This is a genomic window from Tateyamaria sp. GN1-10, from assembly GCF_055693845.1.
In genome coordinates this window covers 936,651-952,455 of the sequence record NZ_JBVFUR010000004.1, presented here as the reverse complement: position 1 = coordinate 952,455, position 15,805 = coordinate 936,651, and the positions used below count along the sequence as shown (strand labels likewise).

Genomic DNA, 15,805 nt, shown 5'->3' with positions numbered 1-15,805 from the left:
CCATGAAACGATCCCGCGTGAATGACATCCTGGCCGAAGGGGCCGCGTTCTTTACCAAGCACGGCTGGACCGTGCCGCCCTTTGGCGGCTGGACACCGGACGAGATGCGCAGCGACAAGGCCGCCCATATCCGGGACCGGGGCCTCGGCTGGGACATCACGGATTACGGGCAGGGCCGCTTTGATGAGATGGGCCTGTTCCTGTTCACCATGCGCAATGGCGATCTGACCGAAATGGGCCAGCAGGGCGCGATGCTTTATGCCGAGAAGCTGATGATCTCGCGTCAGGATCAGCTTTCGCCGATGCACCGCCATGTGCTGAAGACCGAGGATATCATCAACCGTGGTGGGGCCACGCTGGTGCTGGAACTGTTCACCTGCGATGCCGAGGGGCAGATGGATCGCAAGGCGGACGTTCAGGTGCTGACCGATGGCGTTCCGGTGACCTTGCCTGCTGGGGGACATTTGAAGCTGCCCGTGGGTGCGTCCGTGACCCTGACACCCACCACCTGGCACGCCTTTTGGGGTGAGGGCGGCGATTGCCTGATCCACGAAGTGTCGACCGTAAATGACGATCTGACCGACAATATCTTTGCCGAGCCCATCGGGCGGTTTTCCGACATCGAAGAGGATGTCGCCCCGACCCACCTTCTGGTCAGCGACTACTAGCTTTGTTCAGCGCCGCATCGGCGTCTGGTTTCAGCCGCGCGACAGCTTCGGCCTTGACGGGGCCGAAGCCACGAAACTCCAACGGTGCGCCAAGGAATTCGCGGGCCGCTTCGTGGTCTGTGATGCCGTGGCTGAGACGGTCGAGGCCCGAAACATACCAGTCGATCAGTGCCCGCTCTTCACGCCGTTCCGCCGTGTAGCCAAACGGATCGAACGCGGTGCCGCGCAGGCGTTTGCCCTTGGCCAAGATTGTCATTGCGCGGGTCATCCATGGCCCAAAGCGGCGCTTCAGTGGGCGGCCGCGCGCGTCGGTTTTCCATGACAGGACCGGTGGCGCCAGATGGTGGCGGACCTTGAAGTCGCCGTCGAATTGCTCGGCCAGCTTTTCTGCGAACCCGGTTTCGGTGTGCAACCGAGCAACCTCGTACTCGTCCTTGTAGGCCATCAGCTTGTAGAGGGACTTGGCGGCAAGGCGCTGGCTTTCGTCGTCAAACCCTGTGGTGGAGCGGTTCAATATATCCCGGTAGCGCTGCGCGTAGGCTTCATCCTGATAGGCGACCAGCAACGCGGCGCGGTGCGCGATGATCTCGTCCACGGTTTGCAGTGCCTGTGAATGGCTGGGGGCGACAAAGTCTGCCGGATCATGCGCCCAGATGCGCCCCATCTCAAAGGCGCGGGTGTTCTTCTGGACGGCAACGCCATTGAGGTGAATGGCCTGTTTCAAGGCAATCTGACTGACAGGAACGAGACCCTTTTGCCATGCCATCCCCAACAGCATGACATTGGCAAACACGCCATCCCCCAACATGCGCTCCGCCAGCGCATTCGCATCGCAGGTGATCAGGTTGTGCGCACCGATCACATCGGCAATTGCAGCCTCACGGTCATCAACGCGCAGGCTTGCGTCGCGGTGCAGGACCAGATCACCGGTGGGCATTTCTGCCCGGTTCAGGACCATGCGGGTGCCGGGATGATAGTGGGCCGACGCCTTTGGGGCTGATGACACCACGATGTCACAACCGATAACCACATCTGCTGCAGCCTCTTCGATCCGCACCTGATGCAAGTCGTCCGGTGTTCGCCCCAACCGGATGTAGCTGAGAACCGTCCCGAATTTCTGGGCAAAGCCGGTGAAGTCGAGAACGGAAGCTCCGCGCCCCTCAAGATTTGCCGCCATGGTGATGAGTGCGCCGACGGTCACGACGCCCGTTCCGCCCACGCCGGTGACCAGCAGGTCGAAGGGTGTGTCCAGATGCGGGAGGGTTGGTTCGGGGAGGCCACCAAGCGCGGCTTCTATATCAAACTCCATGGCTTTGGGTGTCTTCCGCGTCGCACCCTCGACCGTGACAAAGCTGGGGCAGAAGCCGTTGAGGCAGGACATATCGGCGTTGCAGGTCGATTGGTTGATGCGCCGCTTGCGCCCCAAGGACGTCTCCACCGGCTCTACGCTCAGGCAATTGCTTTCGACCGAACAATCGCCGCAGCCTTCGCACACCTCGGGGTTGATCACAGCAAAGGTCGAGACGGGCGGCAATTCCCCCCGCTTGCGGCGGCGGCGCTTTTCGGTGGCGCAGGTCTGTTCGTAGATCAGAACGGTGACGCCAGGCACCTCGCGCAGCTCGCGTTGTACGGCGTCGAGCGACCGGCGGTCGTGAAAGCTGGTGCCCGGGGGAAAGTTGGACCTTGGAAACTTGGCAATGTCGTCGGACACCAAGGCGATCCGGTCTACACCTTCTGCCCGACTGGACCACGCAATGCCGGCGGCACTGACCGGGCCGTCAACAGGCTGCCCGCCCGTCATCGCGACCGCATCGTTGTAGAGCACTTTATAGGTGATGTTCGTCCCTGCGGCGACAGCCTGTCGGATCGCCAGAGACCCGGAGTGATACCATGTGCCTTCGCCCAGGTTCTGGAAGATATGCTTGCCGCCATTGAACTTGGAGGCGGCGACCCAGGGCACACCCTCGCCGCCCATCTGCGCATAACCGCCTGTGTCCCGGTCCATCCACGAAGCCATGACGTGACAGCCGATACCCGAGGCCGCCTTGGACCCTTCAGGCACCTTGGTCGAAGTATTGTGCGGACAACCCGAGCAAAAATACGGGGTGCGCGTCGCGCCTTCGACATTCAGTAGCTTTGGCGGTGTTTGCAGCGCTTTGGCCCGTGCAGGAAGGTCCAGATCGGGAACGAAGGCGTGCAATCGTTTGGCGATCAGGGGAGCGAGCAGCTTGGGGCTCAGCTCTCCGGTCCACGGGACCAAGGGGGCGCCGGTTTCGTCATGCTTGCCCACCATGCGCTCTGGTATGTCACGCGGCAGATCGTAAAACGCCTCTTTGAACTGGCTTTCGATGATCCCGCGCTTTTCCTCGATCACCATGACCTCGCGCTTGCCGCGTACAAAGGCGCGCGCGTCGCGCAAGGCCAGCGGCCAGACCATGCCGACCTTGTAGATGTCGATACCATGGGCGCGGCACGTGGCTTCATCGAGGCCAAGAAGCCGCAGCGCTTCCATCAGGTCCAGATGTGCCTTGCCGGTGGTCAAAAAGCCGAAATGCGCGTCAGGCACATCATAGATGCGCCGGTCAATCGGGTTGGCCTGCGCAAAGGCCTGCACCGCGTCCAGTTTGTGACCGATGCGCACCTCGATCTCGGGGCTGGGCAAATCCGATGGGCGGATATGCAGACCACCGGATGGGGCAACGTAGTCCGGTTGGGCAAAGACTGGACCGGGCGGCAGGATCACCGATGCCCCGCTTTCGACGGTTTCCGAAATCGCCTTGAACCCCACCCATGTTCCCGAAAACCGGCTAAGCGCGAAGCCCCACGCGCCAAAGGTCAGGTATTCGGCCACCGAGGCAGGGTTCAGCGTGGGCATGAACCACGTCATGAAGGCGACATCGGACTGGTGCGGCATGGAGGACGACACACACCCATGATCATCCCCGGCGACGACCAACACCCCTCCCAAAGGCGACGATCCATAGGCATTGCCGTGCTTCAACGCGTCGCCGGACCGGTCCACGCCCGGCCCCTTGCCGTACCACATGGAAAAGATGCCATCATGTTTGCAATCGGGGTCCAGCACGGCCTGTTGCGCCCCAAGGACGGCTGTGGCCCCAAGGTCTTCATTGACGGCGGTCATGAACGTGATGCCTGCAACATCGGTCCGCTGCTGTGCCCGCCACAGCTCCAGATCGAACCCACCAAGCGGCGACCCGCGATAGCCCGAGATAAAACCAGCCGTGTTGCGCCCAGCAGCCCGATCTCGTCGCGCCTGATCCAGCATGATGCGCACCAGCGCTTGCGTTCCGGTCAGGAACACGCGTCCTTCCGTTCGGTCATAGCGGTCGTGGAGAGCGTAGGTGTCAAAGCGGTGGCGCGGGTCCGACATGTGCGGCCTCCTTTCCAATAGTATCGCGGTTCCGGGGTGGGAAGGGATTTCAGTTTCTCTGCGACAGGCCTAATATGTGAAAAATCATGCCAGAAATAGCTCAAGAAATGGATAAATTACCCACATGAAGATGGATCACCGCGACCACATCCTTTTGAAGCAACTTCAAGCTGACAGCCGCATCTCCAACGCTGATCTGGCGGATGCGGCAGGCATGTCGCCGTCCGCGTGCTGGCGGCGGGTGAAAGCGCTGGAGGAGGCAGGTATCATCGACCGCTACGGCGCGGTCGTGAACGCTACAGCCGCGGGCCTGACCTTTCAGGCCATCGTGCATGTGCAACTGGCCCGCCATTCCGAGGACGAGTTGAACGCCTTTATCCAGGCGGTGTCGACACGGCGCGAAGTTGTGGAATGCTATGCCACCACAGGCCAATCCGACTACCAGATGCGCGTGCTGTGCCGCGATCTGGACGCTTACAACGCCTTTCTTGAGACGTTCCTGTTCCGCCTATCCGCGGTTGCCAGTGCACAGACCAACGTTGTCTTGCGTGAAATCAAGCGCAACACCGGCATCGGGTTCTAGCGCAACCGGGTGCGCAGGAAATCAATGACGGCACGCACCTTGGTGGGCAGATAGGTGCGGCTTGGGTACAGCAGCCACGCCCCGGTATCGAAGGTGGTCGCCGTTACGTCGTGATCCGGAAACAGATCGACCAGTGTGCCCTGCGCCAAATCGGTTTCGGTCATCCAGTTTGCCAACAGCGCAGGACCCAACCCGTTTCGCGCGGCTGTGCGCAGGGCCAGGGCGTTTGAGATCAGGATCGGGCCTGTGACCCCGACGATCGTCTCGGTCTGGTTTTTCCGAAACCGCCATTCGGTCCGGTAGTCCGGCAAGGTCATGCGCAGGCACGCATGGTCTGTCAGTGCCTCCGGCTTCCGAGGTCTGCCCTGTTGATCGAGATAGTCCGGGGATGCCACCACACGATACTGCGTGGACCTGAGCCGTGTGCTGATCAGATCGCCCTTGGGTGCAGGGGCAAGGCGGATGGCGATGTCGATCTGGCCCGCAACCAAGTCGATTGTCTGGTCGTTCAGGATCAGTTCAAGCTCGATCTCGGGCAGTGCCGCGCGCAGGTCAGCGAGATGTGGCACGATCACCTCTTGCCCAAACGCGACCGACGCCGTGAGCCGCACGCGGCCAGACGGCTGCGTGCTGACCTCGGCCGCCGCGTCTCGCGCAAGGTCCATATCGTCCAGCAAGGGGCCGATCCGCGCCAGATACACCGAACCGGCTTCGGTCAGCGTGAGTTGCCGGGTTGAGCGTTGAAACAGCCGCAATCCCAACTGCCCCTCAATCCCTGCCACTGTCCGGCTGACTGAGCTGGGATCAATATCGAGCACACGCGCCACGGCGGCAAAGCTTTGATGGTGGGCGACAAGTTGCACTGTGCGGAGGGCGGCGATGTCCATTCGTGTAATTTACGCATGAATACGATGTACTCAAACCAATTTTTTGCATGTTCCGCAACAGATAGGTGAGGGGCATCTGATCCCACAAGGAGATATGACATGTTCCGCACACTACCACTTGCCGCCTTTTTGCTTGGCACCATGCCCGCCGGTGCCGCGCCAACCGAATGGACACTTGACCTTGGCCACGCTCATATTGGTTGGGAAATCAATCACATGGGGTTGAGCCGCACGGTGGGCCGCTTCAACAGCTACGACGGCACCTTTCTGATTGACGAAGAGAACCCGGCCAATTCTCAGATAACCTTCACCATCGATGCGGCCAGCATCGACAGCAATCACGAGGCGCGCGACGCGCATCTGCGGCACGCGGATTATCTGGATGCGGACAACAACCAGCAGATCACCTTCATATCCACAGACATTCTGATGCTGACGCCCTCCAGCGGAAAGCTGACAGGTGACCTGACGATGCGTGGCCAGACTGCGCCGGTGACGCTGGATTTCACCATGGTGCGGGACCGGGTCTATCCCGACTTCATCCCAAACTACGATGAGGTACGTGTTGTGGGGTTCGAGGCCATGGGCGAGATCCTGCGGCTTGATCACGGGATGGATTTCATAGCGTTCCTCGACAGCCCAACGGGCCTGAGCGTCGATGTCGATCTGCATTTTGATCTGGTGCAATGCGAAGGTGCGACTGAAAATAACATTCCCTGCACATGGGGTCGTTGAGCCATGCAGCATGTCAAAGGCAAAACCGTTGTCATCACCGGGGCCAGCAAGGGGATCGGGGCGGCCAGCGCCCGGGTCCTCGCCCGCTTTGGCGCCCATGTTGTGCTCGCAGCACGAACCGGTGATGCGCTGCTGGAGTTGGCAAAGGAAACCAGCGGCATCGCGGTGCCCTGTGATGTGAGCGACTTTACGCAAGTGCAAGCAGTGATGGAGCGAGCAGGCGAAGTGGACGTACTGGTCAACAATGCCGGGTTGATCGACCCAATCGCGCGATTGGCGGACAGCGATCCGGCAGCTTGGGGGCGGGTCATCGATGTGAACGTCAAAGGCGTCTATCACGGCCTGCGCGCGGTCTTGCCCGGCATGGTCGCGCGCGGGTCGGGGACGGTTATCAACATCTCCTCCGGCGCGGCCACAAGCGCGCTTGAGGGGTGGAGCCACTACTGTGCGACCAAGGCCGCCGTCCTGTCTATGACCCGCGTGGCGGATAAAGAGGTGCGCGGGTCAGGCGTGCGCGTTATGGGCCTGTCTCCGGGCACGGTCGCAACAGACATGCAGCGCGAGATCGCCACGTCCGGCATCAATCCGGTTAGCCAATTGTCGTGGGACGCCCACATCCCGCCCGATTGGGTTGGGCAGGCCATTGCCGTTTTGATGGGGCCTGAAGGCAATGCGTGGTGTGGTCAGGACTTCTCGCTTAAGACGAAGGCTGGGCGCAACATCGTCGGGCTGCCCCCGCTTTGAGGTCGGGGCGGACGACACGTCCGCCTTACAGGTTCTGGTGCGTAAGGCGCAGCTTGCTGCGTCCGCGCGGCGGAGGACACCTCCGCCTTACGATGATCCACCTGTAAGGCGCACCTGCTGGTGCGCCCTAGACGAAGGGCAGGTAGTAGTCGCGCACCTCATCCACGGACTTGTCCTTGAGCCGCTTCCATTCATCCTGCTTGAGAAAAATTAATGCATCGCAGATCGCTTCCCCCACAGCCATGCGCAGGGGCTTGTCCGCATCCAGAGCATCCAACGCCTTGCCCAGCGCCGATGGTACATGGCGGGTCGCCCGGATGTTGTCCAAGCCATCAAGGTCCTCGGCCGGCTCCAGCGCATAGCCACCACTCACACCCAGAAGCGATGCCTGCAGAACGGATGCGACAGCAAGATACGGGTTCGTCGCGCAGTCCGCCATGCGATGCTCCAACCGGGCGGAGCGCGGCGACGTCACGCAAGACCGCGTTGTCACAAGCCGGTGGTCATCGGCCCAATTGGCCCAATACCCGGCCATGGATGCTGGGCCGAGACGGTCATAACTGTTGACCGTCGCAGCAAGCAGACCGGCCAACCCCTCATGATGGTGGATGAGGCCCGCCATGCATCCTTTTGCAATGTCAGATAGCGCACCGTCAGGCGCGATCACATTGGCCCCTTGCGCGTCCGCAAGACTGAAATTCACATGCAGACCGGACCCGCCCCGATCTGGAATGGGCTTGGGCAAGAACGTCAGCAGCAGTCCCATCTCTGCAGCGACCTCTCGTGCCATCGTGCGGAACAAAAATGCGTTGTCACAGGCCGCAACTGCTGTCTCGAACTTCATCGTCAGTTCGAACTGGCCACTGTCATACTCGCCATTCATCGACTCGATGGGGAGGCCCGCCGCATCCGCAGTGGACCACAGTGCGTCCATCAAACCTGCCGGGTCATTTTGCGGCCCGGTGCCATACACGAATGCGCCCGGCGTATTGTAGGGCGTCCACACCCCATCGGCATCCTGCTGGAAAACATAGGCTTCCATTTCAAGACCCACCATCGGGGTCAGCCCCTTCGCCTCCCACGCGTCAACGGCAGCTTGCAGCCGCCCGCGCGCGCAGAGGCCAAATGGCGCACCTTCCACGTGCAAAGTACCAAGCGCGATTTCGCTGTCCCGCTGCCAGTCGGGGCGGCGGTCACCATCCAGCACCAGTTCCATGTCTGGAATGCCATCGAACACCCCTGCACCCGGCACCGGGATCAGGTCACGGTCAAACGTCGTGCCAAAGACGCCACGGGCAAAACCGATCTTGCCCCCTGAAGCGACATCCGGCGGTACGAACTTGCCCCGTGGCAAATTGAGCAGATCACAAAAAAGGGTGCGGGTGCGGTTCGTCATGGTTGTCACTTCAGCGTTGGGCGGGCAGTCAACGATTTGACCCCGCAGATAAAATTCGATCGTGTCCAGGTGGGTGCATCCACAGCCTCAAGCGCGCGGATACGACCGGCAAGCTCTTGCAGCACGCATTTCAACTCCAGCTTGGCGAGCCACATGCCTAGGCACACATGCGGTCCACCCTGCCCGAAGGCGACGTGGCGGTTCGGACTGCGATCCAGTTGGGCAAAATGGGGATTGTCAAACATGGTCTCGTCCCGGCTGCCCGACACGAACCACATCAACACCTTGTCACCTTCACGAATGGTCTGGCCGTGCATCTCGATATCCCGTGTCGCGGTGCGTCGAAAATGCAATGTGGGCGAGGCGAGGCGAATGAACTCATCCGCGCATGTCTCCCACACCTGCCCGCTCTGCAACGCCCCAAGCAGGTTCTTTTGCTGTGTCAGCAGATGCAGCGCCATGGCGATCGAATAACGGGTCGTGTCATTGCCTGCCGCGACCAACAGACAAAAGAAGTTCTTGAAGTCCTGCCCGGTGATTGCGCCGTCTTCGCTGCGCAGCACACGGGCGAGGATGCCCTTGTCATCCACGTCACGTGTACCGTTCAGGATATCATCGGCATAATCGTACAATTCCACCCCGGCAGGTGAGCGGAAGGGCATCATGCGGTAAGCATCGGTGTCCACCTTGTCGATGACCGTGTCGGTGAAGTCGGGATCGGTATTCCCGATCAATGCGTCGCCCCGTTCCACGAGCCAATCCAGATCAGCATCCGGCACACCGAGGATGCGGCCCAGCATCAACATGGGCAGGCGTTTGGCAATCTTGTCGACCGCGTCGAACTCTGCATGTTCCAAAGCCTCCGCCACGATCTCCTGCGCCAACTCGCGGATCAGGGGTTCGAACTGGGCGACGACCGGCTTGGCAAAGGCCGGGTTCACCGCACGCCGGGTCACAGTGTGCTCGGGTGGGTCGGTTTCCTGAAACGTGCGGCGGGCGAGGTATTCTTCGTGGCTCTGATCTTCGATCCGGATGCCTTGGGCGCTGGAAAACGTGTTCGGGTCTTTTTGCGCAGCCATGATATCCGCGTAGCGGGTGAGGGACCAAAACCCCCTTTGCCCACCAAACGCTTCCGTCCAATGCGCAGGCGCTTCGGCCCGCATCTGCGCGAACGTCTCGTGTGGCACACCATCCACAAAGCTGTCGTGATCAGCGAGATCTTTCATGACGTGCCTCCGAAAAAGCGGGTAGCCCAATCCGCGAACAGCGGGCCGTCATTGGTGCGGGTCAGCGTTGCTTCGGCGTCGGCCACCTCCTCCGGGCTCAGATGCGGTTTGGTGTAGTCGAGCACGCAGCGCATGAACGGATCGGAAAACTCCGGGTGCGCTTGGGTGGTGAAGATGTGGTCGCCTTTGGTGAACCCGGCGACGGCACATTTGGGCGATGTGGCCCATGGCGTGCATCCATCGGGCAAGGCCGCCACCGCGTCATGGTGAAACTGGTACAGGCCGATGGACGGCACGGCGGGCTGCATCCACGGCAAGGTTTCCGAGACCTCGATTTGATCGATCCCGATGTTCCAATCCTGCCGGGCCACCATCCCACCCAACGCCATGGCAATCGCCTGATGTCCGAAACACGCACCGAGCAGGGGCTTTTTCGCGGCATCGCAGGACCTGATGAAATCGTAGAGCGTTGGTAGAAAGGCCAGATCATCCAGAACGCTCAGCGGAGAACCGGTGATCAGGTACGCATCCTGTTCGTCCACATCCTGCGGGACCTCGCCCCCGATGGTCATGTAGACACGGTAGGTGAACCGCTGCTCCTGTGCATCGAACAGATCGCGGAAGCGGTGCGCGTCATCAGGAAAGGCATCACCAACCTCGACCGACCGGTCGTGGTTCACTTGCAGGATACCGAGCTTCAGGCGGGGCATATACTTTCTTTCCAAAGGCGGGGACGGCGCGAACCGCCCCCGGCTGTTTCAGCGACCCAGGATCTCGTTGATCTCGGCTGACTTGGCGCGGTCCGCTTCGATGCGCGCCTGTGCCTCCTCCTGGCCTTGCCAGTAGACAGCGGCCCCGGTCTCGGACATCAATGCCTGCGCTTCATCCGATGCCATGGTTTTGGCTGCCACTTCGGCAATGGTATCGATGACCTCCTGTGGCGTGCCCTTGGTCACGAATAGCCCGTTCCACAATTCAACATCATTCACACCCGATTGAGCTGCGATGGTCTCTACTCCATCGAGCTTCGCAATGGGCTGAGCGCCAATGTTGCCCAGCACGTTGATGTCATCCAAGCAGGGTTCGATCAGCGCGAGCGTCGTATTGATCACATCGGCATCGCCCGAGGACAGCGTATTGCAGTCCAGCAGGTCAAAGGCGCTGTCATCGGCAAACTCGAACCCCATCTTGGCCGCTGCCGCCATGGACACCGCCGTGGGCGTCAGGCCCGCACCAAAGTGACCCAGAACGACGTCATTGTCTTGCGCATGGGCGGCCAGTTCGGCCATGTTGGAATAGGGCGCATCGCCCGAAGCAGCCAGCACGAACGGGTAGGTCAGGAATATCCCGACGGGAACAAAGCTGTCCTCGTCGATGCCGATGTCGATCTTCGGGCCAACAATTGGCACACCGATCACAAAGGACCCGATGACCGATCCGTCATTGGGCGCATTCAGCACCTCCAAAGCGCCGGGGAATGGGCCATCCCCGCCGCCGGGACGGTTCACGACCGAAGCCGGTTGCCCCGTCGCTTCGGCCATATCGGCGGCGATCATGCGCGTCAGAATGTCCTCGAAATCGCCAGGAGGCCACGGCACAGTGAACTGCACCGGACCGGTGGGATACTCGGCCAACGCGGGGCCGGTCAGGGCGGCCAAGGCAAAGGCCGCTGAGGTCAAAAGCTTTTTCATATGTACTCTCCCTGAGTTTGTTTTTTGCTTTTGGTGGTTAATGTTCAAACCTCTTCGTCCGGAGGCTTTGGGCGATCGTGACACCAATCACGATCAGGATGACAACAAAAAGTGTTCCGGAGACGGGCCGGTTCACCAGATCGAAGACGGTTTTGATCTGACCTGCCCCCGCTGTCAGCTTCTCGATCATGATCGAACCGAGGACGAGGCCCAGCACGATGGGTACAAGTGGCCAGTCGAGACGGCGCAGGATAAAGCCCAGGTAACCGAAGCCAGCGGCGAACATGCAATCCGCAAACGAGTTGCGGATCGAAAAGACGCCGACGAAGGCGAGGATCAGGATGAACGCGCCCAAGAGACGGTTCGGCACGTAAATGATGCGCGCAATCCACTTCGTCGTCATCAGCAGCGTGATGATGACCAGTACGTTGATAATCAAAAGCGCGATGAAAAGGGAGAACAGGAAATCCGGGTTATTCTCAAAGATGTCTGGCCCGGGTTTGATGCCCGCATCAAAGAACACGACCATCATCATCGCCGTCAGCGCTTCACCCGGCACGCCCAGCGCTAGAAGGGGCACCATAGCGGCAGCGGGCACCGCGTTGTTGCTTGCCTCGGACGCAATCAAACCGTCGGGCGCGCCACGCCCAAACTTGCCGGGGTCTTTCGACATGGCGCGCGCAGTGGAGTAGCTGAAGAACTGTGCCACGAACTCACCCACGCCGGGGATGATGCCCATGATCGTTCCGTAGCCCGCGCTGATGGTCGCCACGGCTGGGTGTTTGCGCAGTTCCCCGAACCCGCGCAACAGACCGCCTTTGAGCCGCGCCTCGGGTGGGTCGGCATCCTTGCCTGTCAGCAGGAACAGCGCCTGCGAAATGGCGAAGATACCCACAATGACGACGATCAGGTTGAAGCCGGGGTAGAGGTATTCGATGCCGAACGTATAGCGGTCGATCTGCTTGAGCGATTGCCGCCCGACCAGTGCAATGAGAAACCCAAGTCCGAAGAGCAGCGCCGCAATTCCCATCGTCTTGCGGTGCGCTGCGATCAGCAGAACTGCACCGAGGGCTGCGGCCATGAAAATATCCCGCTGTCCGAACAGCGCGCCCAGATCGCGCAGGTATGGGCCGAACAGCATCAACGCCCCAAGCCCCAGCAGGATGGAAAAGCACCCGCCGAAAAAGGACGCAGAGTAGGCCAGCGATAACCCCCGAGCCGCCTCACCCCGCCGGGTCATAGCATAACCGTCATAGGTGGTCAGCGCATTCACCGGCGTGCCCGGCGTATTGATCAGAATGGCGGGGATGGCACCGCCGTACATGCTGGATCCATAGACCCCCAACAGAAGCACCAGAGACACAAGGTCATCCAAAAAAACGGTCGCGGGCAGCAGGATCGCAATGGCAATGGCCGGCCCAATCCCCGGCACGGCCCCGATGGCTAATCCGCCCACCGATCCAATCAGGATCGCCACCAGAACAGGCACGCTGGCGAGGTTGTCGAGGCCGGTCCAGAACGCCTCCATCAGAACCACACCTGCATGAAGGTTTCCATGCGCTGCGGCAGTTGGTCATAAAGCCAGATATTCACTGGAGTCTTGATCTGTAGCCCGGTGCGAAAGACCAGAACGATGGCGAAACTCGCCGCCAGACAAATGCCCATCCACCGCCAGCCGCGATAGCCCAGACGCCATGGCAAGAGCGTCACCAACAACAATGTCGACACCAGGTAACCAAGCACTGGCACAAGCAGAGTGTAGGCCACGAACCAAACGACATATTCCAGCGCGCGCAACCACTGCCCCAGCTCATGGGCAATGCCGGTTGGCTGCTTGAACCGCTGCCGCCACGCCTGCGCCCGCCATGCCCCGCGCAGGTTCCAAAGGGCGGCAGGCACCAAAACCCCCAGACAGATCAACGGCGCCACCCAGCTTTGCTTGAGGATGCGGCCCAGGCGGGCAGTGCGCCCTTCGGGTGCGGTTACCCCAAACTGGTCCATCCAATAGCGCGCCATGTTCTGCGGCAGCTTGCGGTCCTCCCACCCCGTTTGAGTGAAGAAGAAGGCCAGAAAGAACAGGGCCAAACCCGCCATGAACAGGGAAAAGATCAGATCCCCCCGCCCGCGCCGGAAATCGGTGATGTCGCTGACATTGATCTTGCTGTCTGGCGGGCAGGCACTGGCAAAGGCGCGCCCCGTGGTGTCTGACCGTAAGGGCAGCACCACCGTTGCGCTGCGCGGCGCTGGGGATGCTGACCGTGACTTCACGCCACCTCGGCCATGGCCTTCAGGCCGGTTTCGGTGGCGGACAGTATTTTCTGTACGTGCCCCGCATCGATGACCAAGGGCGGTGAGAAGATGGCGTTGTTGCCTGACACCCGGATCATCACACCGTCCTCATAGGCCGCCTTCTGAAACACCAAAGGCAACGCCTTGCCAATCGGGGTCTTGTTGCCTCGGTCGCTCACCAGCTCGATGGCGCACATCAAACCTTCGCCCCGCACATCCCCGATGTGATCATACCGTTCCGACAAAGCGTTCAATCCGGCCTTTAGCTCCGGCCCGCGCGCCCGCGCATTCTCCCACGGTCGAATGCGCATTGTCTCTTCCACCGCTGCAACAGCAGCCGCTGCGCCAACCGGGTGCCCCGAATAGGTATAGCCGGAATCGACGGACCCGACCCCGCTTTCATCATCTTCAAACACAGCCGCGACATGATCAGCGATCATCACGGCCCCGAAAGGAAAGTAGCCATTTGTGATGGCCTTGGCCGTGCACATCAGGTCCGGCTGCACGCCCCAATGGCGCGATCCTGTCTCATCCCCTGTGCGCCCAAAGGCGGTGATCACCTCATCCGCGATCAAGAGTACACCGTGCTTGTCGCAGATGTCGCGCACCATGGGCATGAAACTGGGGTGCGGCGGGATCACACCGCCCGCGCCCTGCACCGGCTCCATCACAAAGGCAGCAATGGTGTTGGCACCCTGAAAGGCGATCTCACGCTCCAACATCACCGCACTCAGGTGCGCGAGTTCCGCGGGATCGTCCGTGCCAAACGGATTGCGATACAGGTAAGGCCCGGGGATGTGGTAGCACCCTGCCATGAGCGGCTCATAGGAATTGCGGAACTTTGCATTCCCATTGACCGATGCCCCACCGAAATGCGTGCCGTGATACCCTTTGTCGAGGCTGATGAACTTGGTCCGCGCACCCTCGCCCCGGATGCGGTGGTACTGGCGGGCCAGCTTTAGCGCGATCTCGATACTGTCCGACCCGCCACTGGTGAAAAAGCTGCGCGTCATGCCATCGGGACGAAAGAAGTCGGCCAGCAAATACGCCAACTCAATCGCCTTGTCGTTCGACGTACCTCGGAACGTCGAATAGTAGGGCAGCGCATCTAGTTGCCCTGCAATCGCGTCCTTCACCGGTTGGCAGGAATAGCCCAGATTGACGTTCCAGAGGCCGCCAACGGCATCAATGCTGCGGTGACCGTCCACGTCGGTGATGAACACCCCATCGCCCCCCGTCAGGATCGTGGGTGGGTTCGCCATGCTGTCGGCGGGGTGCGCCATGGGATGCCAGAACTGGCGAGCGTTGTGTTCCTTCAGAAAGTTGCTGTCCTTCATGACGCGGCCCTTTCCTGTGCCGGTGTCCAAAGCTGGACGATATGGGATGGCACGGAGCCGCCCAGGGCCTGACTGATCTCTTCCCCGCGCGCCATGAGCAGACGCGCCAAATGCGCCTGGGTCGCCTTGCCGCCGCGACCCGTGGGATAGGCAATGGAACAGGTGGCAAAAGCCCTGCTGGCAGCGTCAAACAACGGGATGGCAACCGACGACACGCCGAGGCGCAAGGCATCGCGATTGCGGGCATATCCACGCTGCGCGATCTGCTTCAATTCCCCCTCGACCTCCATCCGGTTCGGCGCCGGCGCGCCCGGCAACTGCGTGCGTGGGTCAGCCAGGGCAAGGTCCAACAGCCCGCCCGGGGCAAAGGCCAGATACGCCTTGCCTGACGCTGTCGCAAACAGGGGTGGCAGGCCATAGGCATCGAAACTGACCCGCACTGGATGATTGTGTTCCTCGGCGTGGTGCACATGGACCAGGTCAAAGCCCTGCAAACGACTGACATGCACCAACTCACCTGCATCGCGGCTAAGATCGTCAATGACGCTGCGCAGCATCTCGACCTCGGGCACGGTGCGCACGCGCACCCCCGCCAGCCGGGTCAAAGCAGCTCCAAGGCGGTAGGCCCGCGTGCTTGTGTCCTGCTCAAGAAACCCCGCCTGCTCAAGCGCTACAAGGTGACGATGCACCGTCGCCTTGTCCCGCCCGGTCAGGCGCTGCACGTCGGACAACCCCAAACGGGGCCGGGCATCACTGAACAGGTCCAACAGACCCAAGGCCTTGGCGATGGTCGACATGGGATGAAGCTTGACGCACCTGCCATCCCCTTGCAATATATTTTTGCATCCATCGGTTCAC

14 protein-coding genes are annotated in these 15,805 nt (G+C 61.0%); 4 read left to right on the top strand and 10 right to left on the bottom strand.

Features of this window, described 5'->3' with window-relative positions:
* Nucleotides 1-2 precede the first annotated feature (2 nt).
* Complete coding sequence (locus ACZ1HN_RS06460; protein ID WP_299704091.1) at nucleotides 3-668, top strand: D-lyxose/D-mannose family sugar isomerase; 666 nt, start codon at nucleotides 3-5, stop codon at nucleotides 666-668.
* Here the strand turns inward: ACZ1HN_RS06460 and ACZ1HN_RS06455 are convergent.
* Nucleotides 655-4,059 (bottom strand): indolepyruvate ferredoxin oxidoreductase family protein, encoded by a 3,405-nt coding sequence (locus tag ACZ1HN_RS06455; RefSeq protein ID WP_472726900.1) that lies wholly within the window; start codon nucleotides 4,057-4,059, stop codon nucleotides 655-657. The genes ACZ1HN_RS06460 and ACZ1HN_RS06455 overlap by 14 nt on opposite strands.
* A 124-nt stretch (nucleotides 4,060-4,183) precedes the next feature.
* Between ACZ1HN_RS06455 and ACZ1HN_RS06450 the strand changes: the two genes are divergently transcribed.
* Complete coding sequence (locus ACZ1HN_RS06450; protein ID WP_472726899.1) at nucleotides 4,184-4,642, top strand: Lrp/AsnC family transcriptional regulator; 459 nt, start codon at nucleotides 4,184-4,186, stop codon at nucleotides 4,640-4,642.
* On the opposite strand, the gene ACZ1HN_RS06445 is transcribed toward ACZ1HN_RS06450, so the two are convergent.
* The gene (locus ACZ1HN_RS06445) at nucleotides 4,639-5,529 is read right to left on the bottom strand and encodes a LysR family transcriptional regulator (RefSeq protein WP_472726898.1); all 891 of its coding nucleotides are present in this window, start codon (nucleotides 5,527-5,529) and stop codon (nucleotides 4,639-4,641) included. The genes ACZ1HN_RS06450 and ACZ1HN_RS06445 overlap by 4 nt on opposite strands.
* Before the next feature lie 99 nt (nucleotides 5,530-5,628).
* Between ACZ1HN_RS06445 and ACZ1HN_RS06440 the strand changes: the two genes are divergently transcribed.
* Both ACZ1HN_RS06440 and ACZ1HN_RS06435 read left to right on the top strand, forming a co-directional pair.
* Entirely contained in the window at nucleotides 5,629-6,264 is a 636-nt protein-coding gene (locus ACZ1HN_RS06440; protein WP_472726897.1) for a YceI family protein, read from the top strand.
* 3 nt (nucleotides 6,265-6,267) lie between these two features.
* The gene (locus ACZ1HN_RS06435) at nucleotides 6,268-7,008 is read left to right on the top strand and encodes an SDR family oxidoreductase (protein ID WP_472726896.1); all 741 of its coding nucleotides are present in this window, start codon (nucleotides 6,268-6,270) and stop codon (nucleotides 7,006-7,008) included.
* 127 nt (nucleotides 7,009-7,135) lie between these two features.
* Here the strand turns inward: ACZ1HN_RS06435 and ACZ1HN_RS06430 are convergent, their stop codons facing one another.
* From ACZ1HN_RS06430 to ACZ1HN_RS06395, 8 genes are read right to left on the bottom strand one after another with little or no spacing between them, the layout of a single operon-like run.
* Nucleotides 7,136-8,404: a type I glutamate--ammonia ligase gene (locus tag ACZ1HN_RS06430; protein WP_472726895.1), complete on the bottom strand. Its 1,269-nt coding sequence runs from the start codon at nucleotides 8,402-8,404 to the stop codon at nucleotides 7,136-7,138.
* Between the two features lie 5 nt (nucleotides 8,405-8,409).
* Nucleotides 8,410-9,630 carry a cytochrome P450 gene (locus ACZ1HN_RS06425; protein WP_472726894.1) on the bottom strand — a complete coding sequence of 407 codons (1,221 nt, stop codon included), beginning with the start codon at nucleotides 9,628-9,630 and terminating at the stop codon, nucleotides 8,410-8,412.
* Entirely contained in the window at nucleotides 9,627-10,340 is a 714-nt protein-coding gene (locus ACZ1HN_RS06420) for a type 1 glutamine amidotransferase (RefSeq protein ID WP_472726893.1), read from the bottom strand. Before ACZ1HN_RS06420 ends, ACZ1HN_RS06425 begins: the two co-directional genes overlap by 4 nt.
* Nucleotides 10,341-10,388: 48 nt before the next feature.
* Nucleotides 10,389-11,321 carry a tripartite tricarboxylate transporter substrate-binding protein gene (locus ACZ1HN_RS06415; RefSeq protein WP_472726892.1) on the bottom strand — a complete coding sequence of 311 codons (933 nt, stop codon included), beginning with the start codon at nucleotides 11,319-11,321 and terminating at the stop codon, nucleotides 10,389-10,391.
* Nucleotides 11,322-11,358: 37 nt separating this feature from the next.
* Nucleotides 11,359-12,849, bottom strand: coding sequence for a tripartite tricarboxylate transporter permease (locus ACZ1HN_RS06410; RefSeq protein WP_472726891.1), 1,491 nt, complete (start codon nucleotides 12,847-12,849; stop codon nucleotides 11,359-11,361).
* On the bottom strand, nucleotides 12,849-13,589 hold the full coding sequence (locus ACZ1HN_RS06405; RefSeq protein ID WP_472726890.1) for a tripartite tricarboxylate transporter TctB family protein: 741 nt from the start codon (nucleotides 13,587-13,589) through the stop codon (nucleotides 12,849-12,851). The genes ACZ1HN_RS06410 and ACZ1HN_RS06405 overlap by 1 nt, the downstream gene beginning before the upstream one ends.
* Nucleotides 13,586-14,947 carry an aminotransferase class III-fold pyridoxal phosphate-dependent enzyme gene (locus ACZ1HN_RS06400; protein WP_472726889.1) on the bottom strand — a complete coding sequence of 454 codons (1,362 nt, stop codon included), beginning with the start codon at nucleotides 14,945-14,947 and terminating at the stop codon, nucleotides 13,586-13,588. Before ACZ1HN_RS06400 ends, ACZ1HN_RS06405 begins: the two co-directional genes overlap by 4 nt.
* Complete coding sequence (locus ACZ1HN_RS06395; protein WP_472726888.1) at nucleotides 14,944-15,744, bottom strand: IclR family transcriptional regulator; 801 nt, start codon at nucleotides 15,742-15,744, stop codon at nucleotides 14,944-14,946. The genes ACZ1HN_RS06400 and ACZ1HN_RS06395 overlap by 4 nt, the downstream gene beginning before the upstream one ends.
* Between the last annotated feature and the right edge of the window lie 61 nt (nucleotides 15,745-15,805).

Coding starts and splice junctions, on each gene's coding strand:
- ACZ1HN_RS06450 (WP_472726899.1), top strand. CDS start 4,184: ATGAAGATGGATCACCGCGACCACATCCTTTTGAAGCAACTTCAAGCT.
- ACZ1HN_RS06430 (WP_472726895.1), bottom strand. CDS start 8,404: ATGACGAACCGCACCCGCACCCTTTTTTGTGATCTGCTCAATTTGCCA.
- ACZ1HN_RS06435 (WP_472726896.1), top strand. CDS start 6,268: ATGCAGCATGTCAAAGGCAAAACCGTTGTCATCACCGGGGCCAGCAAG.
- ACZ1HN_RS06410 (WP_472726891.1), bottom strand. CDS start 12,849: ATGGAGGCGTTCTGGACCGGCCTCGACAACCTCGCCAGCGTGCCTGTT.
- ACZ1HN_RS06455 (WP_472726900.1), bottom strand. CDS start 4,059: ATGTCGGACCCGCGCCACCGCTTTGACACCTACGCTCTCCACGACCGC.
- ACZ1HN_RS06395 (WP_472726888.1), bottom strand. CDS start 15,744: ATGTCGACCATCGCCAAGGCCTTGGGTCTGTTGGACCTGTTCAGTGAT.
- ACZ1HN_RS06440 (WP_472726897.1), top strand. CDS start 5,629: ATGTTCCGCACACTACCACTTGCCGCCTTTTTGCTTGGCACCATGCCC.
- ACZ1HN_RS06400 (WP_472726889.1), bottom strand. CDS start 14,947: ATGAAGGACAGCAACTTTCTGAAGGAACACAACGCTCGCCAGTTCTGG.
- ACZ1HN_RS06415 (WP_472726892.1), bottom strand. CDS start 11,321: ATGAAAAAGCTTTTGACCTCAGCGGCCTTTGCCTTGGCCGCCCTGACC.
- ACZ1HN_RS06425 (WP_472726894.1), bottom strand. CDS start 9,630: ATGAAAGATCTCGCTGATCACGACAGCTTTGTGGATGGTGTGCCACAC.
- ACZ1HN_RS06420 (WP_472726893.1), bottom strand. CDS start 10,340: ATGCCCCGCCTGAAGCTCGGTATCCTGCAAGTGAACCACGACCGGTCG.
- ACZ1HN_RS06460 (WP_299704091.1), top strand. CDS start 3: ATGAAACGATCCCGCGTGAATGACATCCTGGCCGAAGGGGCCGCGTTC.
- ACZ1HN_RS06445 (WP_472726898.1), bottom strand. CDS start 5,529: ATGGACATCGCCGCCCTCCGCACAGTGCAACTTGTCGCCCACCATCAA.